Origin of the sequence: Burkholderia singularis, assembly GCF_001718875.1 — a bacterium.
In the GTDB taxonomy this organism is placed as follows: Bacteria; Pseudomonadota; Gammaproteobacteria; order Burkholderiales; family Burkholderiaceae; genus Burkholderia; species Burkholderia singularis.
Genome location: NZ_CP013448.1, coordinates 1,379,932 through 1,404,312 on the forward strand (window position 1 = coordinate 1,379,932; position 24,381 = coordinate 1,404,312).

Genomic DNA, 24,381 nt, shown 5'->3' on the forward strand with positions numbered 1-24,381 from the left:
GCGCCATGTCGATACTGTCGTTTCTGCTCGGCGAGAAGAAGAAGTCCGCGGCCGTCGCGAAAGAGCGGCTGCAGCTCATCATCGCGCACGAGCGGGTGGGCGGCCGTCCGCCTGCCGATTACCTGCCGGCGCTGCAAAAGGAGCTCGTCGCCGTCATTTCGAAATATGTGAAGATTTCGAACGATGACATCCGCGTGAGCCTCGAGCGCCAGGACGACCTGGAAGTGCTCGAGGTGAAGATCGAGATTCCCCAGGCCTGAGGCCGCGCTGCCGCTCTTCGTTGTCCGCCAAGCGCGCGGTGCCACGGCGCCGCGCGTGCCTTACTTCCGGTTGCACTCTCGAGTGCTCTGTAATACAGCCCCGGTCTGCTTTTCAGCTCTTCCGAGCATTGAATGAATGCGCGCGCATCGCGCGCTCATTCACTCTCGGAGGCTGTGATGTCGTTCTCTATTCGTCGTGTTGCGTGGCCGCTTGCCGTCGCCGGTGCGGCCGTTTGCGCGCTCGCGCCGCTTGCCGCGAGCGCTGGGGAAATCGTTGTCGCGCAGGTCGCGCCCGGCGCGATTGTCGAGCCGGCGTCCCCTGAAGTGGTCGTGATCGCGCCGAGCGCGCCGCCGCCCGTGCGCTATGAGATCACGCCGGCGCCGCGCGTCGGCTATGTATGGGATCGAGGCCACTGGCATTGGGATCATGGCCGCTACGTGTGGATAGCAGGGCATTGGCAGGCCGAGCGCGTCGGCATGCATTGGGTGCCGGGGCGCTGGGTGCCGCGCGGGCCGAACTGGGTCTGGGTTGGCGGTCATTGGGCATGAGCGGGAGCGTGCGATGAAACGGACGTTGTTGGTGCTCGCGCTTGTCGCGTTGACGCTGGCCGGCTGCGTCGTGGTGCCCGCGCGGCCGGTGTATTACCGGCCTGCGCCCGTCGTGATCTATTGACGGGGTCGTTGCGGCGGTTCGGCCGAGGCCGGCGTGCCGTCGCGGGCGGGCGGCGGGGCGCTCGCGGCTGGCGCGGTTGCGGCGCGCGGCGTGTTCGTATCGACGGCGCAGGCGGCGGTGTCGGTTTGGGGGGCGGTGCTTGCGTTACCGTCGGCATGGCGGCGGGCGTCAGCGTCAGCGTCAGCGTCAGCGTCAGCGTCAGCGTCAGCGTCAGCGTCAGCGTCAGCGTCAGCGTCAGCGTCAGCGTCAGCATGACAGCCGGCTTCGGCTTCGGTTCGCGCATCCGCCTCGGTTTCGTCGCGCAACGTATCGAGCGGATCGGCGGGCGCCGAGGCGGCATCCACCGGCATCCTGACCGCCGTTATGCCGGCAGGCGCGGCGTCGCGGGCCGCCGCGGCGTGCGCCGGCTGAGGCGGCTTCAGATAGCGCTCGGCGAGCGCTTCATAGAGCGGCGGCACGAAAAAGCGCGATACGCGGCTGGCAATCAATGCGGTCGCCATCAATGAAATCACCAGCGCGTGACCGTTGATCATCTCCATCACGATCACGAACGACGTGATAGGCGATTGCGTGACGGCAGCGAGGTAGCCAACCATCGCAAGCGCGATCAGCATCGGCAGGTGCATGTCGCTGAACACGAAATGCAGCAGGTTGCCGAATCCGGCGCCGATCGACAGCGATGGCGCGAAAATCCCGCCGGGGATGCCTGGCAGGTACGACGCGACCATCGAGATCATCTTCAGGAACGGATACAGCGCGGGCAATTGCTCATGGCCGTCGAGCAGGCCGCGCGCTTCCGCGTAGCCGCTGCCGAACGTCGTGCCGCCCGAGACGAGGCCGGCGAATGCGATCGCCAAACCGCATCCGGCCGCGAATACGATCGGACGCTCACGATATAGCGACAGCAGCCTTGCCGGCAGCCATCGGGCGGTATTTAGCAGCAGCCAGCCGAACAGGCCGCCCGCGATGCCGGTGACGAGCGCCGTCAGCAGCACGGCGGCGGCGAGCGCTTTGGGGAAATGCGCGCCGATTTCGATTGTGCCGAAATACGTGTAATTGCCGTTCAAGCCGAGCGCGATCACGCCGGCGATGATGATGGCCGTGATCAGCACGCCGCTTGCGCGCGCGGAGAAGCTGCGGCTCAACTCCTCGATCGCGAACACGATACCGGCAAGCGGCGTATTGAACGCGGCCGACAGGCCGGCCGCCGCGCCCGCGAGCACGAGCTGCCGCTCGATCAGCGCATTCGAGCGTGGGTAGAAGCGGCGCAGATTGAACATCAGCGACGCGCCGATTTGCACGGTCGGCCCCTCGCGGCCGATGGTGAAGCCGCCGAGGATGCCGAGCAACGACACCAGAACCTTGCCGAACAGAATGCGCAGCGTCAGCAGCCGGGAGCCGAACGCGCCCGGCTGCGCGTGCAGCGTCGCAATCACCTGGGGAATGCCGCTGCCTTCCGCGCCGCGAAAGAAGCGGCGCGTGAGCCAGACCGATAGCGCCGCAATCGCGGGGGTGAGCACGAAAGGCAGCCATACGTAGCGATGCTGGAGAGCGCGGAACGCGTCGTAGCCCCGATCGATAAGCCGCGCATAGAGCACGGCGGTCAGGCCCACGGCGATTGCGCCGAGCCAGAACACGCCATATTGGCGCCAGATACGTTGGGTGCGGCGCGCGAGGGACGGGAAGAGGCGGTGGCGTGGCATGGGCGGCGGCGCTGACAAAATTGCAATTATAGAGAGCGTCGCACGCAGGATTTTGCGTGAGAGGGGGGTGTAATCAAGTTGAAATATGAGCTGAGACCAGCCGCCACGGCTAATCGCGTGTCGCGGGCTGCACGCTTCGCGGCGGAACGGTCGGTGCGCTTGCGCCGCGCAAAGCGCGAGCGCTGCCGAGCTATGCAAGCAGCAGTTCGAGCGCGATGACAGCCGCGATCGCCGTGAGATTGGCCGCGAGCGCTTGGCCTGCGACGCCGAGCCAAGCTCGGGGTTTAAAGCGCGCCGCCAGCAGCAGCGCGCGGCCGAGGGCCAACGCGACGATCAGTACGAGATCGGAATTTTGCAGATGGATGAAATGCATCGCGACAATCCCGTTACGGCCGGAACACAACGGCCGCCCGCCGGTTGCGGCAGGGCCGGCGGGCGCCTGATCGAGTACAGGCGCGCCGGTGCGCGGCGCAAACGCGGACCGATACGGGCGTGACAACGCGGCTGACGTGAAGCGGTCGGCCGGCGAACGATACGGTTGATTTCGCGCCACGCGAATCCGTTTCGTCATGCGCGCGCCGCGCGCCCATTGCGCTCAGGCAAGCGACGTATCGCGCGTCTCGCGCATCAGCAATACGCCGACCAAACTGAGCGCCGCCGCGATCGACACATAGGCGCCGACCCACGCCAGCCCGCCGCGCGCCGCGAGCAGTTGCGCGATGTACGGCGCGATCGATGCGCCGAGAATGCCGCCGAGGTTGTAGGCGACGCCCGCGCCGGTATAGCGGACCGGTGTCGGAAAGAGTTCGGGCAAAAGCGCGCCCATCGGTGCGAACGTCACGCCCATCAGGAACAGCTCGATCGTCAGGAACAGCGCGACGAGCGGCGTCGAGCCGCTGCCGAGCAGCGGCGCCATCGCGAAACCGGACAGCAGCGCGGCGGCCGACCCGGCGATCAGCACCGGCCTGCGGCCGAAGCGGTCGGCAGCGGCGGCGGCCAGCGGCGTCGCGAGCGCCATGAACAGCACCGCGAAGCACAGCAGGCCGAGGAAGCGCTCGCGCGGCATGTGCAGCGTGCTCACGCCATACGATAGCGAGAACACCGTCGAGATATAGAACAGCGTGTAGCAGACGATCATCGCGAGCGCGCCGAGCAGCGTCGGCCGCCAGTGGTGCGCGACGAGCACCGCGATCGGCACGCGCACGCGCTCGTGGCGATCGAGCGTCGCCTGGAAAGCGGGGGTCTCCGCGATCTTCAGGCGCACGTACAGGCCAAGCGCGACGAGCACCGCGCTGACGAGAAACGGAATGCGCCAGCCCCACGCGCGGAATTGCGCGTCCGATAGCGACAGCGCGAGCGCGAAAAACAGGCCGTTCGACGCGAGAAAACCGATCGACGGGCCCAACTGCGGAAACATGCCGAACCAGCCGCGTTTGCCCGGCGGCGCGTACTCGGTCGCCAGCAGCGCGGCGCCGCCCCATTCGCCGCCGAGGCCGATGCCTTGGCCGAAGCGCAGCACGCACAACAGCACGGGCGCAAGCGTGCCGATCGTGTCGTAGCCGGGCACGAGGCCGATCGCGGTCGTCGAGATGCCCATCACCAGCAGCGACGCGACGAGCGTCGATTTGCGGCCGATCCGGTCGCCGAAATGGCCGAACAGGAACGAGCCGATCGGCCGCGCGACGAAGGCGATGCCGAACGTGACGAAGGCGGATAGCGCCTGCGCGGTCGACGAGCCGTGCGGAAAGAACACGGGGCCGATCACAAGCGCGGCGGCGGTCGCGTACACATAGAAATCGTAAAACTCGATCGCCGTGCCGATGAAGCTCGCGAACACGATGCGCCGCTGCTCGCGTCTATCGGCCATGCGTGGCGCGGCGGCAGCGGCGGGCTCGGCTCGGCCGGGGGCCGGTGCCTGAGCTGTTGACGAGCGGATTTGCGACATCGATGTCTCCTTGGATGGTTTTTACGTATCGTTTATGGTGCGTGACGGGCGGCGGCGAATCGCTTGCAAGCCGGCAGCCGGGTGGCGGCTCAGATCCCGGAATCGAGGGGGCCGCATCGCGCGCGGTACGGCGCGGCGGTCCGAGCGAAGCGCCGCGCGAGCGATTCGCTCGCGGCGCTTCGATGCGCATCGCGCGGCGGGCCGATCGGGCCTGCCGCTTGCGCGCGGCCTGGCGGCTAAAACGCGGTGCGGGCAATTATAGCGAGCTTGTCGGGGCCGTTTGGCGGATCGCTTTGGGGCGCGGGTGCCGCTTGGCGGCCTCGCGCGTGCTCATCAACGTCACCGTGCCCAGGCGTTGCGAGCCGCAAGTTCGGCCTCACGCAAAAAATCGCGGCGGGTGTCCAGGCACGCCGCCCGCGCATCTCATGCATGTGTCATATCGCCGCCGCGGCCTTACGCGTTTCGCGTTCAGTTGAGCGTCTGCGCTTGCGGCGACGCGATCGTGCGCAATTGGAATTCGCCGTCGTCGTTGAAGAGCCAGCTTTCCATCAGCTCGACTTCGCCATGGGCGTCGAGGATTCTCGCGGGTGGCGGCGGCAGCGGCGCGGCATGGCGCAGCGACGCGAGCGCGATGCCCTCGGCTTCGTCGTCGCCGTTGCTGCGATAAACCGACGAGTTGACGAGCCGCCCGTTGCGATCGACGGTGAACGAAACGACGACGAGCGAGCGCAGCATCGCTTGCGGCGTGCCGTGCAGCACGTGTTCCGGATTGCGCTCGGCGATGCGCCGCGCGATGCTCATGCGGTACTCCGCCGTGCCTGCCGTGGGCACGCCCGGCGCGGGCGCGCCGGCGTTCGGAGGCGTGATGGTGCAGGCGGTGAGCGCGGCCGCGCAGGCTGCCGCGGCGGCATGTCGCCAGGCGGCGAAGAGGCGGGGGGAGTGTGGCGTCATGATCGCCTCCTCGATGAGCGAAAGACCGTCGATTTCATGATAGGCGCACGCAGGCGCGCATGCATCGGGACAAGCGTGCGGCGGCATAGTTCCGGCGGCCCGGCGTTCGGCCGGGCGCGTGGCTCGGGCGCGCGGTTCGCGTATGCGGCTTCGGCGCGCCGCCCGCACGGGCGGCGCGCGAAATATCCGTGCCGAAACGAAAAATCCCGCCAGGCCGAGACAGCGCGGGCGGGATCGTTCTGGCGGAAGCGGTGAGATTCGAACTCACGGACGGTTGCCCGTCGCTGGTTTTCAAGACCAGTGCCTTAAACCACTCGGCCACGCTTCCACGGGCGTGCATTGTAACCGAAACAGCGCGTGCGGCGAACGTGAAGCAACGGCGTTTTCGCGTGCGCCGCACGCAATGCGTATTGCCGCGCTTATTCGTCGCGCAGAAACAGCGCTTGTAAATCGTTGAGAAAGCGCTGGCCGAGCGGCGTGGGGGCGATGCGCAGATGGTTCCGCGCGAGGAGGCCGCGCCGTTCGGCCTCGGCGAGCGCGGGCTCGATTGCCGTGACCGACATGCCGGTGCACTCGGCGAAGCTGGCAATCGGCACGCCTTCGACGAGCCGCAGCGCATTCAGCATGAATTCGAACGGCAGCTCGCGTGGGCCGACCTCGCGCTCTTCCTGCACGCTGGCGCCGGCCTTCGCGCGTTCGATGAACGTCGCCGGGTGCTTGTAGCGCGCCTGGCGCAGGATCCGGTTCGGAAACGACAGCTTCGTGTGCGCGCCCGCGCCGATCCCGAGATAGTCGCCGAAACGCCAGTAGTTGAGGTTGTGCTTGCATTGCCGGTGAGGCTTCGCATAGGCGGAGACCTCGTAGCGCCCATAGCCCGCCTGCGCCGTGCGCTCGTGCAGCCAGTCCTGCATGTCGGCGGAGGCGTCGTCGTCCGGCACCGCGGGCGGAAATTTTGCGAAGTACGTGTTCGGCTCGAGCGTCAGGTGGTACAGCGACAGATGCGGCGGCGCGAACGACAGCGCCGTTTCGAGATCCACGCGGCACTCGTCGAGCGTCTGGTTCGGCAACGCGAACATCAGGTCGAGATTGAAGTTGTCGAACGTCTTCGCGGCGATCTCGACTGCCGCGCGCGCCTGCGCGGCGTCGTGGATGCGGCCGAGCGCCTTCAGATGCGCTTCGTTGAAGCTTTGAATTCCGATCGACAGGCGGTTCACGCCGCTTGCGCGGAATTGCGCGAACTTCGCGGCCTCGAACGTGCCGGGGTTGGCCTCGAGCGTGATTTCCGCGTCGGCGTCGAGCGGCAGCAGCGCGCGCACGTCGGACAACAGCCGGTCCAGTCCCGCCGCGGAAAGCAGGCTGGGCGTTCCGCCGCCGATGAATACCGTGTGCACGTGGCGGCCCCAGACGAGCGGCAGCGCCGCTTCGAGATCGGCGCGCAACGCATCGAGATAATCTTGCTCGGGCAATGCGCCGCCGTCTTTCCATTCGTGCGAATTGAAGTCGCAATACGGACACTTACGCACGCACCACGGGAAATGCACGTACAGCGCAAGCGGAGGCAGCGACGCGAGCCGGACCTTGCCGGGCGCGGCGAACGTCGCGACGATGCGCGCGCCGTTGGCGGCAGCCTCGCTCATTGCGCCGCCTCGCGCATCGCTTGTTCGAGTCTGCCGGCGAGCGCTTGCAGCGCGAGCGCGCGATGGCTGATCGCGTTTTTCGCGGCGGGTTCGAGTTCGGCCGCCGTCGCGTTGAGCGCTGGCACGAAGAAGTGCGGATCGTAGCCAAAGCCGTGCGCGCCGCGCGGCGTGTCGACGATTTCGCCCGTCCAGCGCCCTTCGGCGACGATCGGCTCGGGATCGTCGGCATGGCGCACGAGCGCGAGCACGCAGCAGTAATACGCGCGCCGGTCGGCCACGCCGCGCAGCTGCTCGACGAGGTACGCGTTGTTTGCCGCGTCGCTCTTGTCGCGGCCCGCGCGCTGCGCGTAGCGCGCCGAGTAGACGCCAGGCGCGCCGCCGAGCGCGGGCACGCACAGGCCGGAATCGTCGGCGACGGCCGGCAGGCCCGTCGCGCGCGCCGCATGACGCGCCTTTTCCAGCGCGTTTTCGATGAACGTCACGTGCGGCTCGTCGGCTTCGGTCACGCCGAGTTCACCTTGCGGCACCAGTTCGATGTCTAGCGGCGCGAACAGCGCGGCGAACTCGCGCAGTTTGCCCGGATTGTTCGATGCGAGGACGATCCGCGACAGCGTTGCGTGCGTCGCTTTGCCCGGCGCGCCGGCATGCGCCGGGCTGTTTTCCCTGGCGTTCGTTGGAGGCGAAGGCTGCTTCACGTCAGACTCCCAGCGCCTGGCGCTGCAGGCGCACGAGTTCGCCGATGCCGGCCTGCGCGAGATCGAGCAGCGCGTTCATCTCGGCGCGCGAGAACGGCGCGCCTTCGGCCGTGCCCTGCACCTCGACGAGGCCGCCCGCCCCGGTCATCACGACGTTCATGTCGGTATCGCACTGGGAATCTTCCGCGTAATCGAGATCGAGCACCGGCGCGCCTTCGTACATGCCGACCGAGATCGCCGCGACGTAATCGGTGATCGGCGAGCGCGCGAGCTTGCCGGCCGTGACCAGCTTGGTCACCGCGTCGTGCGCGGCGACGAACGCGCCCGTGATGCTCGCCGTGCGCGTGCCGCCATCGGCCTGAATCACGTCGCAGTCGAGATGCAGCGTCCGCGCGCCGAGCGCTTCGAGATCGAACACCGCGCGCAGCGCGCGGCCGATCAGGCGCTGGATTTCCTGCGTGCGGCCCGTTTGCTTGCCGCGCGCCGCCTCGCGGTCGCTGCGCGTGTGGGTTGCGCGCGGCAGCATGCCGTATTCGGCGGTGAGCCAGCCCTGGCCGCGATCGCGCAGGAATTCGGGCACGCGCTCGGCGATGCTCGCGGTGCAAATCACCTTGGTGTCGCCGAATTCGACGAGCACCGAGCCTTCCGCATGCTTGGTGTAGTGGCGCGTGATACGCACGTCGCGCAGTTGGTCGGCGCGGCGCTCGCTCGGGCGTGAGGGGGAATGGGTCATCGGAGCCATACGCGTGAGGGAAACCCCGATTTTACCGCGCGCGCGCCGTGCCGACCCGCGGCCGATGCGGGCAAAAATGGGATAATGCGCGTTTAGCGCCCCGCGCCGTGCCAAGCGCCGGGCGCCTCGAATCCTTCAGGGCCGCATGGCCCTTCCAACGACGGGACGAATGATGATCTACAGCATGACGGGATACGCGAGCGCGACGCGTGAGCTTGCGACGGCCGCGGGCAATGGCGGCACGAGCGTATCGGTCGAATTGCGGACCGTGAATTCGCGGTTTCTCGACCTGAACTTCCGGATGCCGGATGACGTGCGCGTGTGCGAGCCGCAACTGCGCGAAATGCTGATGAACAAGCTGTCGCGCGGCAAGGTCGACATCCGGGTCAACCTGCAGCGCGGCGATCAGAGCGTGAGCGCGGGCGCGCTGAACCGCGCGGCGCTCGATCAGCTTGCCGAGCTCGAGCGTGCGGTGCTCGACGCGTTTCCGGACGCGGAGCGCCTGCGCACGGGCGAGGTGCTGCGCTGGCCCGGCGTGCTTGCCGAAAGCGGCGTGAGCGCCGACGCGCTGCGCGACGCGGTGCTCGCGTGCGGCAAGGAAGCGCTCGCCGAACTCGTCGTCGTGCGCTCGCGCGAAGGCGCGCAGCTTGCCGCGATGCTGCTCGCGAACGTGACGGAAATGGAGGCGATCGTCGCGCGCATCGCGCCGCTCGTGCCGGAATTGATCGCCAAACATCAGCAGAAAATCGTCGAGCGGCTGCAGGAGGCGCTGGGCGTCGCGGCGCCGGACGGCAGCGCGCCCGCCGTGTCGCGCGACGAGGCGGCCGAGCGCATTCGCCAGGAAGTGACGATGTACGGCATCCGGATCGATATCGCCGAAGAGCTGTCGCGGCTCACCGCGCACCTGTCCGAGACGCGCCATGTGATCGACAAGGGCGGGCGTGTCGGCAAGCGGCTCGACTTCATGATGCAGGAACTCAATCGCGAGGCGAACACGCTCGGCTCGAAGGCGGCGGCCAAGGAGCTTGCCGATGCGTCGATGGCGCTCAAGCTTTTGATCGAGCAGATGCGCGAGCAAGTGCAAAACCTGGAGTAACGTGACATGACCGATTCTCATCGCGACGGCGCAGGCGCACACGCGCCCGCGCATACGCTGCATGCCGGGGTTTATCCCGGCAATCTGTTCATGGTGGTCGCGCCGTCGGGCGCGGGCAAATCGACGCTCGTCAACGCGCTGCTGTCGAAAGATCCGGCGATCTGCCTGTCGATCTCGTACACGACGCGCAAGCCCCGCCCCGGCGAGCAGGACGGCCAGCACTATCATTTCACGACGGTCGAGGATTTCCGCGAGCGCCACGCGCGGCACGAGTTTCTCGAAAGCGCGGAGGTGCACGGCAATTACTACGGCACATCGCGCGTGTGGATCGAAGAGCAAATGAAAAGCGGTCACGACGTGCTGCTCGAAATCGATTGGCAAGGCGCGCAGCAGGTGAAGAAGCAGTTCCGCAACGCGGTCGGCATTTTCATTCTGCCGCCGTCGCTTGCCGCGCTCGAAGAGCGGCTCAAGAAGCGCGGGCAGGACGAACCGAACGTGATCACGCGGCGCCTGCTTGCCGCGGGCAGCGAGATCGCGCACGCGGCCGAGGCCGAGTACGTCGTGATCAACGAGACCTTCGAGCACGCGCTTGCCGAGCTCGAATGCATCGTCGCCGCGACGCGCCTGCGCTTCGCGTCGCAATATGCACGGCACACCGAACTATTCGTCGAACTCGGCATTCATCTGCCGCATGCCGAGTGACGGATCGAACGGCGCGCATAAGGTAGAATAAGCACCATATTCTGAAGGAACGACCCAACATGGCTCGCATTACCGTTGAAGACTGCCTGAAGCAGATTCCGAACCGCTTCGAACTGGCGCTTGCCGCCACTTATCGCGCGCGGCAGCTCGCGCAAGGTCATACGCCGAAGATCGAAAGCCGCGACAAACCCACGGTGGTCGCGTTGCGCGAGATCGCGGCCGGCCAGGTCGGCGTCGAAATGCTGAAGAAAGTGCCCGTTTAAGGCACGGCCGGATTTCGTCAACCATGTAATCCCCAGCGACGCGCGAACCCAGGAGGCGAAAATGAGCACCGCACCATCGTCCGCCTCCACCGAGGCCACTTCCAAAGCCGTTGCGCCGTCGCCTGCACGTCAATATATCGACGCGGTTCTCGAGCAGTCGTTTCGTCATCTGTTCGGGCCGACCGCGACACCGGAGCAGCCGCGCAAGCACGGCGTCGTTTCGATCGCGAAACTGACCGCCGCGCTTGCCGACTATCTCGGTCCGGACGAAATCAAAGAGGTCAAGGCGGCGTTCCACTTCAGCGACGAAGCCCACCTCGGTCAATATCGCCAGAGCGGCGAGCCCTACATCACCCATCCTGTCGCCGTCGCGGAAATCTGCGCCGGCTGGAAGCTCGACGCGCAGGCGATCATGGCCGCGCTGCTGCACGACGTGATGGAGGATCAGGGCGTTACCAAGAGCGAACTCGCCGAGCGTTTCGGGCCCAAGGTCGCCGAATTGGTCGACGGGCTGTCGAAGCTCGACAAGATGGAGTTCAGAAGCCGCGAGGAGGCGCAGGCGGAAAACTTCCGCAAGATGCTGCTCGCGATGGCGCGCGACGTGCGCGTGATTCTCGTGAAGCTTGCCGATCGCCTGCACAACATGCGCACGCTCGGCGCGGTGCCGATGGAGAAACGTCGCCGCGTCGCGCGCGAGACGCTCGATATCTACGCACCGATCGCGCACCGCCTTGGCCTGAACAACACCTATCGCGAGCTGCAGGACATGAGCTTCGCGAATTTCAATCCGCATCGCTACGCGACGCTCGAGAAAGCCGTGAAGGCCGCGCGGGGCAACCGCCGCGAGGTGATCGGCAAGATTCTCGAATCCGCGCAGCGCGCGATGGCCGAAGGCAAGATCGAAGCCGAAATCAACGGCCGGGAAAAGACGATCTACAGCATCTACCGGAAGATGCGCGACAAGCAACTGTCGTTCTCGCAGGTGCTCGATGTGTATGGCTTTCGGATCGTCGTCGAGCATCCGCTCGATTGCTACACGTGCATCGGCGTGCTGCATTCGCTTTATAAACCCGTGCCGGGCAAGTTCAAGGATTACATCGCGATCCCGAAGGTCAACGGCTATCAATCGCTGCATACGACGCTTGTCGGCCCGTTCGGCGCGCCGATCGAATTCCAGGTGCGCACGCGCAAGATGCACGAGATTGCCGAGGCGGGGGTTGCCGCGCATTGGCTGTACAAGAACGGCGGCGCGGATCTGAACGACGTGCAAAAGCGCGCGCATCAGTGGCTGAAGTCGCTGCTCGATATCCAGAGCGAAGCGGGCGATTCGAGCGAGTTCCTCGAGCACGTGAAGATCGATCTGTTCCCGGATGCGGTCTACGTGTTCACGCCGAAGTCGAAGATCATGGCGTTGCCGCGTGGCGCAACTGCGCTCGATTTCGCGTATTCGATCCATAGCGATCTCGGCAACCAGTGCGTTGCCGTGAAGATCAATAACGAATTGCTGCCGTTGCGTACCGAGCTGAAGAGCGGCGACATCGTTGAAGTCATCACCGCCCCTTATTCGAAGCCGAACCCCGCATGGCTCGGCTTCGTGCGTACCGGCAAGGCGCGCTCGGCGATCCGTCACTATCTGAAGACGATGCGCCTGAACGAGTCGGTGCAATTGGGCGAGCGCCTGGTCGATCAGAGCCTCAAGGGCTACGGCTTCACGCTGGCCGACGTGACGCCCGAGGTGTGGGAGAAACTCGTTCAGTGGACCGGCAACAAGAGCCGGCAGGAAATTTTCGCGGATATCGGCCTGGGCCGGCGCGTTGCAGCGGTGATGGCCAAGCGCATCGAGGTGCTGATGAGCGGCCGCGACGCCGACGACGACGGCTCACGAGCCGAGCGCCAGGCGACGAATCATGCGCCTCCCGTGGTCATCACCGGCACCGAAGGAATGTCGGTGCAGTTGTCGGCGTGCTGCCGGCCGATACCGGGCGACGACATCATGGGCTATATCGGCATCGGGCTCGGGATGGCGATTCATACGACTGCCTGCCGGGTCGCGCGCCGGATTCACCGGCGCGATCCGGGACGTTGGATCGACGTTGCATGGGCGCCGCAGCCCGGACGTCTGTTCGATGTCGCGGTGAAGGTGCTCGTAAAGAACGCGAAGGGGATTTTCGCGCGTGTCGCGGCGGACATCACTTCGGCTGATGCGAACATCGTCCATATCGCGATGGATGACGATCAGACCCATGAATCGACGGTGCTGCGCTTCGTCATTCAGGTGAGTGATCGTATGCATCTCGCCAACGTGATGCGCCGTGTGCGCACCAATCCCGACGTGATGAGGATGATGCGCGAGCGTTCGAATGACGACGCGGTGCATGCGCGCCATGATGGCGGGATGCGAATCGATCGCGAGCGGCAGGACTATTGAGCGTGATCTGGCGCGGCGCCCGCCCGATGGCGGGGCAGGGGTGGTGTTATAAATATCCGAGGCAGGCCGCCGCGCTCCTGTTGAAATCAACGGCGGGCAGGTTCTTGTGTGACGCATAAAAACAAAGGGCCTTCCCGGAGGAAGGCCCTTCAAAAATGGCGCGGCTGGCAGGATTCGAACCCACGACCCCTTGGTTCGTAGCCAAGTACTCTATCCAACTGAGCTACAGCCGCACGCAAAGCGGTACAACTACTTCGAATTGAAAGGGCCTTCCCGGGAGAAGGCCCTGAAAAAGTGGCGCGGCTGGCAGGATTCGAACCCACGACCCCTTGGTTCGTAGCCAAGTACTCTATCCAACTGAGCTACAGCCGCACGCAGAAGCGAAATTATAGCAAACTTCTTTAAAAAGGGAAGTGCCTGAACACAAATTATTGGATAGCGCGATGCGCGTGCCGGTTCGCGTCGCCGCTTTGCCGATCGTGTAACCTTGTCGAATTCTGGTGGATAGCCGTTGAGAGCATCATGAATAAGGCGTTTGTGAAGGAGTCGGACGGAGACGACGAGGATCTCGAACACGCACAGGCGGCGATCCCGCCCGGTGCGAAGAACTACATCACGCCAGCCGGGCACAAGCGCTTGCGTGACGAACTGCTGCATTTGATCGACGACGAACGGCCCGAAGTGGTGAGACTCGTGTCGTGGGCTGCGTCGAACGGAGATCGTTCGGAAAACGGCGATTACATATACGGCAAGCGGCGCTTGCGCGAGATCGATCGGCGGATCCGTTTCCTGACCAAGCGCCTCGATCTGGCCGAAGTCGTCGATGCGAGCCGGCAGGAAAGTACGGATCAGGTGTTCTTTGGCGCGACCGTCGATTACGCGACCGAGGACGGCGCCGAGCATACCGTGACGATCGTCGGCATCGACGAAGTCGATTTGGACCGTGGGCACGTGAGCTGGATTTCGCCTGTCGCGCGTGCGCTGCTCAAGGCGCGGATCGGCGATACGGTGACGCTGATGACGCCGCTCGGTCCTCGGCCTATCGAGGTGCTCGACGTTCATTATCCCGCGCCGGGTGCCGCGTAACCCGCTCGGCGGTATTGCATTCGCAGGCGATAAAAAAGCGCCCCGGCCGGGGCGCTTTCGTTTGTGCCGAAACGCGTGGCTTAGAAGCGATGACGCAGCCCGGCGGTAACGACGACCTGCTTGTTGGTCGACGATGCGCCGCCCGCGCCCAGGACATAGGAGCCGATGTTCAAGCCATCCTGGGTGATGCGCTGGTAGACGCCTTGCAGATACACATCGGTACGCTTCGACAGCGCATACGCCGTTTGCAGGTTGAACTGGTTCCAGCCCGGGTGACGGCCGTCGATATAGCCGGCCGTATAAGTGTATGCGCCGGCGACTGTCCAGGCCGGCGTAATCGCGTAACGGGCATTCACTTCATAGTTGTTGAAGCGCAGGAACGTGCCGTTGAGCGCAATGCCGTTCGCCACGCCCGACTGGCCCGGGCTGATGAAAAGCGCCTTGTTGATCCGCGATTGCGTGAACACGAAGCCGGCCGTCGCCGGGCCATACGTATAGTTCAGGCCGCCGCCCCACACGCGCTGACGCTTGCCGACAAACGTGTAGTCGCCGGTTACGGCGCCCGCCTGGTTATTGATCGTCGGCGTCGTGTCGTTGTTGATTTGCAGGTAGCCGGCGCCGACGTTGAGGCCGGCGTAGCTGTACGACACGCCCGCACTGAATGCGCGGTTGTTCGCGAACTGATTGCTGTTCGAGAAGCCGTACAGGCCGCCGAAGTGCAGGCCGTACCAATCGGCGCTCGTGTATTTGATCGAATTATTGATCCGGAACGAATTGTTCAGGTTGTCATTGTCGAACGGGTGGGCAAACTCGGTGCCGCCGAATTGCGTGCCCGTCAGCGACAGAGGGCCGACGTAGTCGACCACGCTATCGTACTGGCGGCCGAGCGTAAGCGCGCCGTATTGCGTCTGCGACAGGCCGACGAATGCTTGACGGCCGAATTCCCGGCCATTTTGCTTCAGCGCGCCGTTATTGATGCCGAAGCCGTTTTCCAATACGAAGATCGCCTTCAAACCGCCGCCGAGATCCTCGGTTCCGCGCAGGCCCCAGCGGCTGCCGTTGACGGAGCCCGACGTTTCCGACCAGGAGCTATGGCCGCCTTGATTGTTCGTGTACGTGATGCCGGCATCGATCAGGCCATACAGCGTCACGCTGCTTTGCGCGTGGGCGGCAGTGGCGAAGGCGCCGGAAAGAGCTGCAACGATGAGAGTCTTTTTCATTGGGTTTATCTCCGTGTAAAACAGGGCTGATGGCAGTCCAACCTGCTTTTCGAAGCTCCCGGCGATTGAGACGAGAAACAAAGCCGGGGAGGGCATGTTTCGAGCGTGCTTGGCGCTCGTTATCAATCAATGCGGAGTGTAAGAGAATGTTGCTTAAATCCGATGGAATCAATTTAAGAAATATTATGTTTATGTTTCTGAAATAATTGATAAAAGGCCGGTGACCCTTTTCCTATAAGGCTTTGCGGGGAGGTGGGAAAAATCTGACTACAATGAAATGTATCGCGGCGTTGCGTGATGGCGACAATGCGCTGCGATATGCGCGCCGGCATCGCCGGCAACGGCTCATTATTGTCGCTTCGACAATAGAGGTTTGTCAGGACTATGACTAATAAAAGAGAGTCAAGTCGTTATACTGCAGACTCTGCTTACTTAAGCAGACTTTTTCGTTGACGGAAAAGATCTCCAAACCTTTGTCGGCGCGACTTCTAGTCGCGCTTTTTTTTGTGCGCGATTATTGCTCGCGGCGGCGCCGGCGGCGCTTGACTGGTTGAGGGCCCGCGGCTTCGTGAGGCAGCGGCATCGGCGGTTGCGTCCAGTCTTCCATCACGTAATGACGTGCATCGAGGGGTGAAGACAGCAAATTTTGCCAATGATCGCCGTGCCAGGTTGCGTCGAATTCGCTGGCGAGCGTCGCGGACGCAGCGGAAGTGCGCCCCGATAGATTGCTGCGACGCACAATTCCCAGCCGATGGGCGAAGCGTTTGATGCCGTTCAGCATGACGATCTCCTGCTGCTTCAATGCACTGCCCAGCCTTGCAAAAGTTTAGGGCTGCCGCAACCCGGAAAAATACCGATCCAGTGCCGATTATCTCGTTCACGGTAGATTTTTCTTTTTTGAAATTAAATATGCCTGCTAATCCCGGTAATTGTGACAGGTGTTGTTGCGGCTTATTAATTTTCCAGCGCGAGTGTACCGATTCCAGTTGTGTTTCCATCAAGCGGCATAAGACGTCACTAAAAATTTTCTTGACTGCATTGGATTTTCCAATTTATAAAAGCAGCACGCGGGCTCGCGTTGCTTCCGCCATGTCCGTAAGGAGATTGGGGGGTATCGGAGCCTTGTGTGACCGTATAAGGGCGTAGCCCGTGTGTTATTTAAATTTAGTGGGGAACTAGGAATATGGATACCGGTATCGTGAAATAGTTTAACGATGCTAAGGGCTTCGGCTTTATTACGTCGGACAATGGCGGCGAAGATTTGTTTGCCCATTTTTCCGAAATCAAGATGGAGGGCTTCAAAACGCTTAAAGAAAATCAGCGTGTATCTTTCGATGTGAAGACTGGTCCGAAAGGTAAGCAGGCTGCGAATATTCAGGCGCTTTGAACGCCTAAAAACCGAGGGCCGTGCAAGCCCCCGCCGAGGCGGGGGTTTTGATTTTTATGGCGAGTAGAATAGCGCTGTAAGCGCCGGATCTTCGCCGGCGCGTACCCTAAAAACAGAAAGCGCGATCAGCCCGCCCCCTATGACTGCCTTGCCGTTGCACACCCCTGTGATCGACATGCCACTTGCATTCGTCGATCTCGAAACAACTGGTGGCTCGGCCGCCGAGCATCGCATCACCGAAATCGGCATCGTCGAGGTAAGTGCGCAACGCGTGTCGACGTGGACGACGCTCGTCAATCCTCGGCAACCCATTCCTCCATTCATTCAGCAACTCACCGGAATCAGCGACGATATGGTGCGCGATGCGCCAGCCTTTGCCGATATCGCGCCTGCGTTGTTCGAGCGGCTTCGGGGCAGGCTGTTCATTGCGCACAACGCAAGCTTCGACCGGAGCTTTTTGCGTGCCGAATTCGAGCGCGCGGGTTTTGCGTTCGATCCTGACGTGCTTTGTACGGTGCGGCTGTCGCGCGCGCTTTTTCCGCGCGAGCCCCGGCACGGGCTCGACGCGTTGATCGAGCGCCATGCGCTCACGCCGATGGGGCGGCATCGCGCGCTCGCGGATGCGGATCTCGTCTGGCAGTTCTGGCAGGAACTGCACAACGTCGTGCCGCTCGAGCGTTTGCGGGAGCAGGTTGCGCTGGCGACGCGCCATTTCCAGCTCGCGACTGGGTTGACGGATCAGCGTCTGGAAGATGTGCCTGCGGGCTGCGGGGTCTACGCGCTGTTCGGCGACGAAGACGCGCCGCTCTATGTGGGACGCAGCGTCAGGCTACGGCAGCGGTTGCGCGCGCTGTTGACGGGCGAGCGCCGCTCGTCGAAGGAAATGCGGATCGCGCAGCAGGTCAGGCGGATCGAGTGGCGTGAAACGGGCGGCGAGCTTGGCGCGCTGCTCGCCGAAGCCGAATGGATTGCGGCGCTCCAGCCGGCTTTCAACCGGCGGCCCGAGCGCGGCGCGCGCAACCCCGGCGCGGGCGTGCAGTGGCCGTTTGACGGTCCGGTCGCGTTCGAGGAGCGTGGTGCGGTGCGGTTTTTCCATGTGATCGATCGCTGGCGCTATGTCGGCGCGGCGCCCACGATCGATCAGGCCGCGGCGCTCGCAGCGCAGGCAAGCCGTTTGGAATCCGACGCGGGCGGGGCGCCTGCCGTTCGCCGTATTCTGCAGACGCATCTCGCGCGCGGTCTGCAACTGATTCCACTGGCGGGCTCCACCGGCTGCGCTCAGCCGACAGCGCTGGCGCTGCCTGCTGCGCAGACGTGAGATAGCGCAATATCGAATGCATTCTTTTGGTTGGAGTCGTAGCGCGTCAGCGCTTTCCAATTCGCGACGCTGCGCGCGAGGCGTGACGGACAATCCGGTGCATCGCGCAGCGGCGCGACGCGCGCAAGGGCGCTCAGCATAGACTGCGTCAGCCGGTCCAGTTGCGGCCGCGTGCTGGTGGCCAGATCGGGGGCGGGCCCGGTTGGGCCCTGTGTGGCGCGCCAGTTCGCGAACAGCGCATGCTGCGCGGCTTTGCTCGCCGAGATTTGGTCTTCGAAGAACGTGCGGGCGTAGGCGGGATCGACGCCGCTGCGCCGTGCTCGTTTTTCGACGTCGGCGAGGAGCGCTGCTTCGCGCGGCGGGTCCGAGATCGGTTTCTTATTGATCCATTTCCATTGCGCGACCGGCTCGGCGAGCGCGAGGCGCTGCGATACGAGCGCGACGAGATTGGTGAGCGGCGTATCGCCTGCGTCCGCGACGGCGATGCGGGGAGCGGCCATCATGGCGAGACTGAGCGCGGCGGCAGCAAGACTTGAGCGAAGCGATTGTTTCATGGCGACAAATGACGAGGCCAGCCAGTCGGGCCGGTGACGGGAAATTCAGAAGAATAAGCGAAGATGCCGCGCAGCGATGCGGCGCAAGCGGGAGATCAGTGGGCGAAGCGGAAAGGGGGACGGCAAAAACCCGGACCGTTGGAGGGGGCCGGGTTCAGAGTGGAGTGCCGAAGCGGCGACGCAAGGCGCACACGAGATCGCTCATCGGCGCGTGACGGCTGCGATCGCTTGCCGGTGCGAACGTGAGATGAACAACGCGCTTACTTCGGCGCGCACATCTTGTGCTGTTCGTCAAAAAACGCGCGCACATGATCGGGCAACTCGGCGAGAAATTCGACAGCCACAGGCTCCGGGTCCGGGCTCATCACTTTCTCGGGCGGGGGAATGCGGGTCGGTCTCTCGTCCATGATTTTCTCCTTGGGATAAAACAATTATCGATCTCAAGCTCCGGTTCTTGCCAGTAATCAATCGTTAGATTTTGTCTTTGTTGCTTAAACGTTACACGCCGGGGCGCGCGTGAGGAATGGATGCCGGACGCGTGCGCGGATCGGCTTGTTATACTGCGCGCCTCTTTGCCCTGGACTGCGAATGAAACGGTCGACGCGATGGATGAGCCTCGTTTGGCTGGCGCTGGTACTCAACGTACTGTCGCCCGTCATCGGCTATGCGCGCGACGCAGCCATGGCTGTCGCGAATGCGCCGTTTACGCTCGAATTGTGCAGCGCGGCAGGGGTGAAGCGCATCACGATCGCCGACGAAGGCGGCCGGGATACGTCGCAAGCGCATGGCGGCGTCGCGCATTGCGTCTATTGCCCAGGCTTTGCCGCGAACGTGGCGCTTGGCGCGAGTGCGCCCGCATTGCCGAGCTTCGTGCGCCGGTTCGTTTGCGAGCGCCGTAGCGAGCAACCCACCGTTTTTTTGCGCCGCGGCATGCGCATCGCGCAGCCGCGCGCGCCGCCTGAATCCTCGTTGACCTGACCTTTGCCCGCTCGTGTGCCGCGTCCGCGTAAGCGCTTTATTGCGCGCGCGGCGCCTGGTGCCGCCGTTTGGCCTCGTTTGTCGAGGCTGAGCGTGGCACTTGCTCGCGCATGCAGCGCGTCGTCGACCTCGCTTTCAGGATTCGTTTCATCATGCTCAATGTTCTTGCCGCACGCTGCGCGCGCAGGCAACTCGCGGCCGCGTGCGCGGCATCGCTCGCGTGGCCTACCGTTCACGCGGCGGCCAATGACGCCGCCGTCGTGAATTCGCCAGCCGCTTCGCCAGCCACTGCGCCGGCCGCCTCCGCATCCGGCCTTCCGCCCGTTTCGCCGCGTCCGCCAGGTGCTGTTGCAACCCCGGCGGCCGTGCCCACGCGCACCCTCGACGTCGTCACCGTCACCGCGCGGCGGCCGGCGTTTGCCATTGACACGCCGGGCGTCGTCGAATCGCTTACGCGCGAGCGGATCGATTCGCACGTCAACGTGACAACCGAGGATGCGCTGAAATATGCGCCGAATCTGATGGTGCGCAGGCGCTATATCGGCGATCGCAATTCGGTGTTCGCCGGCCGCGATTTCAACGAGTTGCAGAGCGCGCGCGGGCTTGTCTACGCGGACGGTCTGCTGCTGTCGAATCTGCTCGGTTCGAGCTATTCGTATCCGCCGCGCTGGTCGCTGATCCAACCGGACGATATCGCGCGCGTCGACGTGCTCTATGGCCCGTTTTCCGCGCTGTATCCGGGCAACTCGGTCGGCTCGACCGTGCAGATCACGACGCGCAAGCCCGAGCGGCTGGAGGCGTCGGTGTCGACGCAGTTCTTCACGCAGCGCTATCGCGACGATTACGGATATGCCGGCAGCTTCGGCGGCAACCATCAGACCGCGCGCGTCGCGGATCGGGCCGGGCGTTTTTGGTATGCGCTGTCGCTCGACCGGCTCGAGAACGACAGTCAGCCGATGCAGTACGCGAGCCCGAACGCCGCGTACAACCCGAAGCTCGGCGCGAGCGTGCCGGTGACGGGCGCTCGCACCGACGTCGATCCGAACGGCCGGCCGCGCACCATCGTCGGCGCGCAGACGATCGAGCGCACCGAGCAGATCAACGAATCGCTGCGCCTGGGCTATGCATTCACCGATCATGTCGACGCGACGCTTACGCTCGGCCATTGGGAGAATCACTTCCGGCAGCACGGCGACACGTTCCTGCGCGACACGGCGGGCAATCCGGTGTACGGCGGCAACGTGTCGTTCGGCGGGCGCAACTATACGGTGTCGCCCGCGGCATTCGCTGCGCAAAGCGGCGATCAGGAGAACTGGCTATATGGGCTCGGGCTCGACGCGCGGCTTGCGTCGGGATGGAGGCTGTCGATGGTCGCATCCGCATACGACGTGTCGCGCGACGTGCTGCGGGCGTCGTCGGGCGTATCGCCGGCCGGCGCCGGCACGGTGTTCCACGGCGACGGCACGGGCTGGCGCACGGTCGATCTGCGCGCGGAATCGGCCGACGTGCGCGGGCACCGGCTGTCGTTCGGCTATCACTTCGACACCTATTTCCTGAACAACGAGACCTACAACACGCCGGATTGGCAAAGCGCGGTGCCGACGTCGCTCGCCAGCCGCTATCGCGGCAACACGCGCACGCAGGCGCTGTACGCGCAGGATGCGTGGCGTTTCGCACCCGGCTGGCTGGCCACGCTCGGGTTGCGTTACGAGCGCTGGGACGCATATGGCGGCGTGCTTGGCGATGCGAACTCGACGCTCGGCTATGCCGGGCGCAGCGCGAATGCGCTGTCGCCGAAGCTTGCGTTGCAATGGGAGCCTGCCGATGCGTGGCGTTTCAGGCTGTCGTTCGCGACGGGCACGCGTTTTCCGACCGTCGCCGAACTGTTCCAGGGGACGATCTCGAATAACGCGATCGTCAATAACAACCCGAACCTGCGGCCGGAAAAAGCGATCGATTGGGATTTCACCGCGGAGCGTGACGTCGGCGTGGGCGTCGTGCGCGCGAGCGTGTTCCAGAGCGATCAGCGCAACGCCATCTATAGTCAGACGACGCTTGCCGGCGCGGCGACGTACACGAACATCTCGAACGTGGACCGCGTGCGCGTGCGCGGCGTCGAGCTGGCGTTTTCCGGACAGAACGTCGGGCTCAGGGGGCTCGATGTCGATGCAAACGTGTCGGCGACCAATGCGCAGATCCTCGCCGATGCGGCCAATGCCGTGTATGTCGGTGCGCGCTGGCCGCGGATTCCGCGCATGCGCGCGAATCTGCTCGCGTCGTATCGCTTCGACGAGCACTGGATGACAAGTCTCGGCGTTCGCTATTCGGGGCGTCAGTTCAACACGCTCGACAACCGGGACGTGAACCCGAACGTGTACGGCGGCGCGAGTTCGTATGCGCTCGTCGATCTGAAGGCGCAATACCGGTTCGATCGGCACTGGCTTGCATCGTTCGGCGTCGATAACGTGACGGGCCGCCGCTACTACGTGTTTCACCCCTATCCGGGGCGGACGTTTTATGGAGAGCTGAAATGGGCGATCTGAAACGATGGGGGAGGTTCGGCGCGGCATTTGCGCTCGCGTTCGGCGCGCACGCGCACGAGATGCCGATGGCGGCATCGGCGGCCGAGCAGGCGCCCGCGCCGCGTGCGGCGCAGTCGACGCATATGGCGATGCATGCCGCGAGCGCGGACGTCACGCAAAAAACGCCGCTCGCGACCGGTGCCGCGTTCGATGCGCGTCATCGGCTGTGGGTGGCATGGGTCGACGGCGAGCATGTTCAGGTCGCGCATTCGGACGACGCTGGGCGCACGCTGTCCGCGCCCGCGACCGTCAACGCGCTGCCGGAGCCGATCTACACGAGTGCCGAGAACCGGCCGAAACTCGCCGCAAGCCCGGACGGCCGCGCGATTTACGTGACGTGGTCGATGCCGCTCGATGCGCCTTATACCGGCATGGTGCGTTTTTCGCGCTCGCTCGACGGCGGCGCGACCTGGTCGGTGCCGCTCACCGTCCACCGCGATCGGCAGGCGATCACGCATCGTTTCGATATGCTGATGGTCGATCCGCAAGGGCGCATTTTCGTTGCGTGGATCGACAAGCGCGACCGGGTGGCGGCGCAGCGGGCGGGGCTGCCATATGACGGCGCGGCCGTCTACTACGCGGTATCGAGCGACGGCGGCGCGACATTCGAGCCGGAGCGCAAGGTGATGGATCACACGTGCGAATGCTGCCGAATCGCGATGACGGTCGATTCGCATGGGCGGGTGCAGGCCGTCTGGCGCGGCGTGTTTCCTGGCCAGATCCGTGATCATGCGCTGGCGGTGTTGCCTGCGCACGCGGATCGCGCCGTCGAGCCGGTACGCGCGACGTTCTCGAATTGGCATGTCGAGGCGTGTCCGGAGCATGGGCCCGCGCTTGCGGTTACGCCGGACGGCGTGCGGCATCTGGCGTGGTTCAGCGTCGTCGACGGCCGCGCCGACGTGTTTTATTCGCGGCTCGATGCGAAAGGCGTGCCGATCGGCTCGTCTTTCGCATTCGCAGACGATCCTGCGGCGCCGGGCGAACAGGCTTCGCATGCGGCGCTCGTCGCGCGGCGCGACAAGCTTTGGCTTGCATGGAAGGCGCTCGACGGCGACACGATGCGTATCAAGCTACGCCGCTCCGACGACGGCGGCGCGCATTGGAGCGAGCCGCGCACGCTCGCGCAAACCGCCGGCGCAAGCGACAACCCGCAGCTCCTGGTCGATCGCGAGCGTGTCTATTTGTCGTGGCGCACGCGCAATGACGGCTATCGGGTGATCGATGTGGAGGGGCAATGATGAGGCGCGCGATTGCCGTATCGATGGCGTTCATCGCAGGGTGTGTTGCATATGCGGGCGTGGCCGCCGAACCGCCGCCGCGCCCGGCCTCGTTGTCTCGGCTGCTGCCGCTGCGGGTGCCGGACGTCGGGCCGCTTTATGCAAGCGGGCGCGGTGCGCCGCTCGTCGTCGAGGTGTGGTCGCTCGATTGCGGATATTGCCGGGAAAACGTCGCGCATCTCGTCGAATGGCGGCGCGCGCATCCGCACGTGCGGATCGCGCTCGTCGCACTCGATCCGCTCGAAGAGGCGGCGTCGCAGTTGGAACGGGCACTGGCGCAGATGCAATTGCCGGCCGACGTGTTGCAATACGGAAATGCGGAACCGATGCCGGAGCGTCTGCGCGCGGCGCTCGATCCTGAATGGCGGGGCGAATTGCCGCGAACGCTATGGATCGATGCGAACGGCATGCGAAGGGGGAAGAGCGGGCTGCTCGCGCCAGCGGTGCTCGACGGCTGGTTGCGGGATGCGCATTGATTTGCCGCGTTGCGCACCGCGCGGGCCGCTCGGCCGACGCCGGCAAACGGCGCGGGTGATGAGCGCCTGCGCAGCGTGCCGCTGTCGCAGCGGCGAGGACAACGCTGGAAAAGGCCGGCCCGCGCGGACGCGGGCCGGATTACAGCGAAGGGAGGATCAGGCGCCTCGTTTGAACAGCCGGATGACGAACAGCAGGATCACGGCGCCGATGACGGCGACGATGATCGAACCGATAAGGCCGCCGCCCAAGCTGATGCCGAGCAGACCCGCCAGCCAGCCGCCGATGACGGCGCCGACGATACCGACGATGATATCGACGATCAGGCCAAAGCCGCCGCCCTTGACGAGCAATCCGGCGAGCCAGCCGGCAATCGCGCCGATGATGAGCCACGCAATCAAGCCATGTGCTGCCATAGT

General features: G+C 64.6%; 24 protein-coding genes, 3 tRNA genes and 1 pseudogene. 13 read left to right on the top strand and 15 right to left on the bottom strand.

All coding sequences use genetic code 11. From position 1 onward, the window contains the following. The first annotated feature begins 5 nt into the window (after positions 1–5). Both minE and AQ611_RS06320 read left to right on the top strand, forming a co-directional pair. Positions 6–260 carry a cell division topological specificity factor MinE gene (minE, locus tag AQ611_RS06315; RefSeq protein ID WP_004186076.1) on the top strand — a complete coding sequence of 85 codons (255 nt, stop codon included), beginning with the start codon at positions 6–8 and terminating at the stop codon, positions 258–260. Positions 261–392: 132 nt separating this feature from the next. Next, positions 393–809, top strand: a complete 417-nt coding sequence (locus AQ611_RS06320) for a YXWGXW repeat-containing protein (RefSeq protein WP_059519861.1) — start codon at positions 393–395, stop codon at positions 807–809. Between the two features lie 117 nt (positions 810–926). Here the strand turns inward: AQ611_RS06320 and AQ611_RS06325 are convergent, their stop codons facing one another. From AQ611_RS06325 to rph, 8 genes are all read right to left on the bottom strand, one after another. Next, entirely contained in the window at positions 927–2,636 is a 1,710-nt protein-coding gene (locus AQ611_RS06325; RefSeq protein ID WP_069234018.1) for a chloride channel protein, read from the bottom strand. 190 nt (positions 2,637–2,826) lie between these two features. Next, positions 2,827–3,009 (bottom strand): hypothetical protein, encoded by a 183-nt coding sequence (locus AQ611_RS06330; RefSeq protein ID WP_069235167.1) that lies wholly within the window; start codon positions 3,007–3,009, stop codon positions 2,827–2,829. A gap of 222 nt (positions 3,010–3,231) precedes the next feature. After that, positions 3,232–4,503 carry an MFS transporter gene (locus AQ611_RS06335; protein ID WP_069234019.1) on the bottom strand — a complete coding sequence of 424 codons (1,272 nt, stop codon included), beginning with the start codon at positions 4,501–4,503 and terminating at the stop codon, positions 3,232–3,234. Between the two features lie 546 nt (positions 4,504–5,049). Then, positions 5,050–5,532 (bottom strand): energy transducer TonB family protein, encoded by a 483-nt coding sequence (locus tag AQ611_RS06345; protein WP_069235168.1) that lies wholly within the window; start codon positions 5,530–5,532, stop codon positions 5,050–5,052. A 240-nt stretch (positions 5,533–5,772) separates the two neighbouring features. Beyond that, positions 5,773–5,860 (bottom strand) — tRNA-Ser (locus AQ611_RS06350). A gap of 91 nt (positions 5,861–5,951) precedes the next feature. After that, positions 5,952–7,169: a radical SAM family heme chaperone HemW gene (gene hemW / locus AQ611_RS06355; RefSeq protein WP_069234021.1), complete on the bottom strand. Its 1,218-nt coding sequence runs from the start codon at positions 7,167–7,169 to the stop codon at positions 5,952–5,954. After that, a complete protein-coding gene (gene rdgB / locus AQ611_RS06360) occupies positions 7,166–7,780 on the bottom strand; it encodes an RdgB/HAM1 family non-canonical purine NTP pyrophosphatase (protein ID WP_069235169.1) in 615 nt (204 codons plus the stop codon). The genes hemW and rdgB overlap by 4 nt, the downstream gene beginning before the upstream one ends. An 85-nt stretch (positions 7,781–7,865) precedes the next feature. Beyond that, positions 7,866–8,597 carry a ribonuclease PH gene (gene rph / locus AQ611_RS06365; protein ID WP_059519855.1) on the bottom strand — a complete coding sequence of 244 codons (732 nt, stop codon included), beginning with the start codon at positions 8,595–8,597 and terminating at the stop codon, positions 7,866–7,868. A gap of 172 nt (positions 8,598–8,769) precedes the next feature. Between rph and AQ611_RS06370 the strand changes: the two genes are divergently transcribed. From AQ611_RS06370 to AQ611_RS06385, 4 genes are all read left to right on the top strand, one after another. Continuing rightward, positions 8,770–9,693, top strand: a complete 924-nt coding sequence (locus AQ611_RS06370; RefSeq protein WP_059520063.1) for a YicC/YloC family endoribonuclease — start codon at positions 8,770–8,772, stop codon at positions 9,691–9,693. A 6-nt stretch (positions 9,694–9,699) separates the two neighbouring features. After that, on the top strand, positions 9,700–10,395 hold the full coding sequence (gene gmk, locus AQ611_RS06375; protein WP_059519854.1) for a guanylate kinase: 696 nt from the start codon (positions 9,700–9,702) through the stop codon (positions 10,393–10,395). Between the two features lie 59 nt (positions 10,396–10,454). Further along, positions 10,455–10,658: a DNA-directed RNA polymerase subunit omega gene (gene rpoZ / locus AQ611_RS06380; protein WP_006025620.1), complete on the top strand. Its 204-nt coding sequence runs from the start codon at positions 10,455–10,457 to the stop codon at positions 10,656–10,658. 61 nt (positions 10,659–10,719) lie between these two features. Then, entirely contained in the window at positions 10,720–13,086 is a 2,367-nt protein-coding gene (locus AQ611_RS06385; protein WP_069234022.1) for a RelA/SpoT family protein, read from the top strand. Positions 13,087–13,242: 156 nt separating this feature from the next. Here the strand turns inward: AQ611_RS06385 and AQ611_RS06390 are convergent. Together AQ611_RS06390 and AQ611_RS06395 are read right to left on the bottom strand one after the other, a co-directional pair. Then, positions 13,243–13,319: transfer RNA gene (locus AQ611_RS06390), tRNA-Arg, on the bottom strand. 62 nt (positions 13,320–13,381) lie between these two features. After that, positions 13,382–13,458: transfer RNA gene (locus AQ611_RS06395), tRNA-Arg, on the bottom strand. A gap of 150 nt (positions 13,459–13,608) precedes the next feature. On the opposite strand from AQ611_RS06395, the gene greB reads away from it, so the two are divergent. After that, positions 13,609–14,172 carry a transcription elongation factor GreB gene (gene greB / locus AQ611_RS06400; protein WP_069234023.1) on the top strand — a complete coding sequence of 188 codons (564 nt, stop codon included), beginning with the start codon at positions 13,609–13,611 and terminating at the stop codon, positions 14,170–14,172. A gap of 80 nt (positions 14,173–14,252) precedes the next feature. On the opposite strand, the gene AQ611_RS06405 is transcribed toward greB, so the two are convergent. Further along, a complete protein-coding gene (locus tag AQ611_RS06405; RefSeq protein WP_059519851.1) occupies positions 14,253–15,392 on the bottom strand; it encodes a porin in 1,140 nt (379 codons plus the stop codon). 514 nt (positions 15,393–15,906) lie between these two features. Continuing rightward, positions 15,907–16,173 carry a hypothetical protein gene (locus tag AQ611_RS06410; RefSeq protein ID WP_059520062.1) on the bottom strand — a complete coding sequence of 89 codons (267 nt, stop codon included), beginning with the start codon at positions 16,171–16,173 and terminating at the stop codon, positions 15,907–15,909. A gap of 402 nt (positions 16,174–16,575) precedes the next feature. Between AQ611_RS06410 and AQ611_RS06415 the strand changes: the two are divergent. Together AQ611_RS06415 and AQ611_RS06420 are read left to right on the top strand one after the other, a co-directional pair. Further along, a pseudogene (locus tag AQ611_RS06415) lies at positions 16,576–16,779 on the top strand (cold-shock protein). Positions 16,780–16,918: 139 nt separating this feature from the next. After that, the gene (locus tag AQ611_RS06420; protein ID WP_069234024.1) at positions 16,919–18,097 is read left to right on the top strand and encodes an exonuclease domain-containing protein; all 1,179 of its coding nucleotides are present in this window, start codon (positions 16,919–16,921) and stop codon (positions 18,095–18,097) included. Here AQ611_RS06420 and AQ611_RS06425 read toward each other — a convergent pair. Next, a complete protein-coding gene (locus tag AQ611_RS06425; protein WP_069234025.1) occupies positions 18,058–18,651 on the bottom strand; it encodes a chorismate mutase in 594 nt (197 codons plus the stop codon). The genes AQ611_RS06420 and AQ611_RS06425 overlap by 40 nt on opposite strands. A 260-nt stretch (positions 18,652–18,911) precedes the next feature. Further along, a complete protein-coding gene (locus AQ611_RS26070) occupies positions 18,912–19,058 on the bottom strand; it encodes a hypothetical protein (RefSeq protein WP_173678657.1) in 147 nt (48 codons plus the stop codon). A gap of 181 nt (positions 19,059–19,239) precedes the next feature. Between AQ611_RS26070 and AQ611_RS06430 the strand changes: the two genes are divergently transcribed. The 4 genes from AQ611_RS06430 (at position 19,240) to AQ611_RS06445 (ending at position 23,964) form a co-directional block, all read left to right on the top strand. After that, positions 19,240–19,629 (top strand): DUF2946 domain-containing protein, encoded by a 390-nt coding sequence (locus tag AQ611_RS06430; protein WP_059519847.1) that lies wholly within the window; start codon positions 19,240–19,242, stop codon positions 19,627–19,629. Positions 19,630–19,781: 152 nt separating this feature from the next. Then, entirely contained in the window at positions 19,782–22,172 is a 2,391-nt protein-coding gene (locus AQ611_RS06435) for a TonB-dependent receptor (RefSeq protein ID WP_069235170.1), read from the top strand. Further along, positions 22,160–23,449, top strand: coding sequence for a sialidase family protein (locus AQ611_RS06440; protein ID WP_069234026.1), 1,290 nt, complete (start codon positions 22,160–22,162; stop codon positions 23,447–23,449). Before AQ611_RS06435 ends, AQ611_RS06440 begins: the two co-directional genes overlap by 13 nt. Continuing rightward, complete coding sequence (locus AQ611_RS06445) at positions 23,449–23,964, top strand: TlpA disulfide reductase family protein (RefSeq protein ID WP_083237374.1); 516 nt, start codon at positions 23,449–23,451, stop codon at positions 23,962–23,964. The genes AQ611_RS06440 and AQ611_RS06445 overlap by 1 nt, the downstream gene beginning before the upstream one ends. Before the next feature lie 156 nt (positions 23,965–24,120). Here the strand turns inward: AQ611_RS06445 and AQ611_RS06450 are convergent, their stop codons facing one another. Next, positions 24,121–24,378 (bottom strand): GlsB/YeaQ/YmgE family stress response membrane protein, encoded by a 258-nt coding sequence (locus AQ611_RS06450; protein ID WP_059519845.1) that lies wholly within the window; start codon positions 24,376–24,378, stop codon positions 24,121–24,123. Between the last annotated feature and the right edge of the window lie 3 nt (positions 24,379–24,381).

Coding starts and splice junctions, on each gene's coding strand:
- minE (WP_004186076.1), top strand. CDS start 6: ATGTCGATACTGTCGTTTCTGCTCGGCGAGAAGAAGAAGTCCGCGGCC.
- AQ611_RS06320 (WP_059519861.1), top strand. CDS start 393: ATGAATGCGCGCGCATCGCGCGCTCATTCACTCTCGGAGGCTGTGATG.
- AQ611_RS06325 (WP_069234018.1), bottom strand. CDS start 2,636: ATGCCACGCCACCGCCTCTTCCCGTCCCTCGCGCGCCGCACCCAACGT.
- AQ611_RS06330 (WP_069235167.1), bottom strand. CDS start 3,009: ATGCATTTCATCCATCTGCAAAATTCCGATCTCGTACTGATCGTCGCG.
- AQ611_RS06335 (WP_069234019.1), bottom strand. CDS start 4,503: ATGGCCGATAGACGCGAGCAGCGGCGCATCGTGTTCGCGAGCTTCATC.
- AQ611_RS06345 (WP_069235168.1), bottom strand. CDS start 5,532: ATGACGCCACACTCCCCCCGCCTCTTCGCCGCCTGGCGACATGCCGCC.
- hemW (WP_069234021.1), bottom strand. CDS start 7,169: ATGAGCGAGGCTGCCGCCAACGGCGCGCGCATCGTCGCGACGTTCGCC.
- rph (WP_059519855.1), bottom strand. CDS start 8,597: ATGACCCATTCCCCCTCACGCCCGAGCGAGCGCCGCGCCGACCAACTG.
- AQ611_RS06370 (WP_059520063.1), top strand. CDS start 8,770: ATGATCTACAGCATGACGGGATACGCGAGCGCGACGCGTGAGCTTGCG.
- gmk (WP_059519854.1), top strand. CDS start 9,700: ATGACCGATTCTCATCGCGACGGCGCAGGCGCACACGCGCCCGCGCAT.
- rpoZ (WP_006025620.1), top strand. CDS start 10,455: ATGGCTCGCATTACCGTTGAAGACTGCCTGAAGCAGATTCCGAACCGC.
- AQ611_RS06385 (WP_069234022.1), top strand. CDS start 10,720: ATGAGCACCGCACCATCGTCCGCCTCCACCGAGGCCACTTCCAAAGCC.
- greB (WP_069234023.1), top strand. CDS start 13,609: ATGAATAAGGCGTTTGTGAAGGAGTCGGACGGAGACGACGAGGATCTC.
- AQ611_RS06405 (WP_059519851.1), bottom strand. CDS start 15,392: ATGAAAAAGACTCTCATCGTTGCAGCTCTTTCCGGCGCCTTCGCCACT.
- AQ611_RS06410 (WP_059520062.1), bottom strand. CDS start 16,173: ATGCTGAACGGCATCAAACGCTTCGCCCATCGGCTGGGAATTGTGCGT.
- AQ611_RS06420 (WP_069234024.1), top strand. CDS start 16,919: ATGACTGCCTTGCCGTTGCACACCCCTGTGATCGACATGCCACTTGCA.
- AQ611_RS06425 (WP_069234025.1), bottom strand. CDS start 18,651: ATGAAACAATCGCTTCGCTCAAGTCTTGCTGCCGCCGCGCTCAGTCTC.
- AQ611_RS26070 (WP_173678657.1), bottom strand. CDS start 19,058: ATGGACGAGAGACCGACCCGCATTCCCCCGCCCGAGAAAGTGATGAGC.
- AQ611_RS06430 (WP_059519847.1), top strand. CDS start 19,240: ATGAAACGGTCGACGCGATGGATGAGCCTCGTTTGGCTGGCGCTGGTA.
- AQ611_RS06435 (WP_069235170.1), top strand. CDS start 19,782: ATGCTCAATGTTCTTGCCGCACGCTGCGCGCGCAGGCAACTCGCGGCC.
- AQ611_RS06440 (WP_069234026.1), top strand. CDS start 22,160: ATGGGCGATCTGAAACGATGGGGGAGGTTCGGCGCGGCATTTGCGCTC.
- AQ611_RS06445 (WP_083237374.1), top strand. CDS start 23,449: ATGAGGCGCGCGATTGCCGTATCGATGGCGTTCATCGCAGGGTGTGTT.
- AQ611_RS06450 (WP_059519845.1), bottom strand. CDS start 24,378: ATGGCAGCACATGGCTTGATTGCGTGGCTCATCATCGGCGCGATTGCC.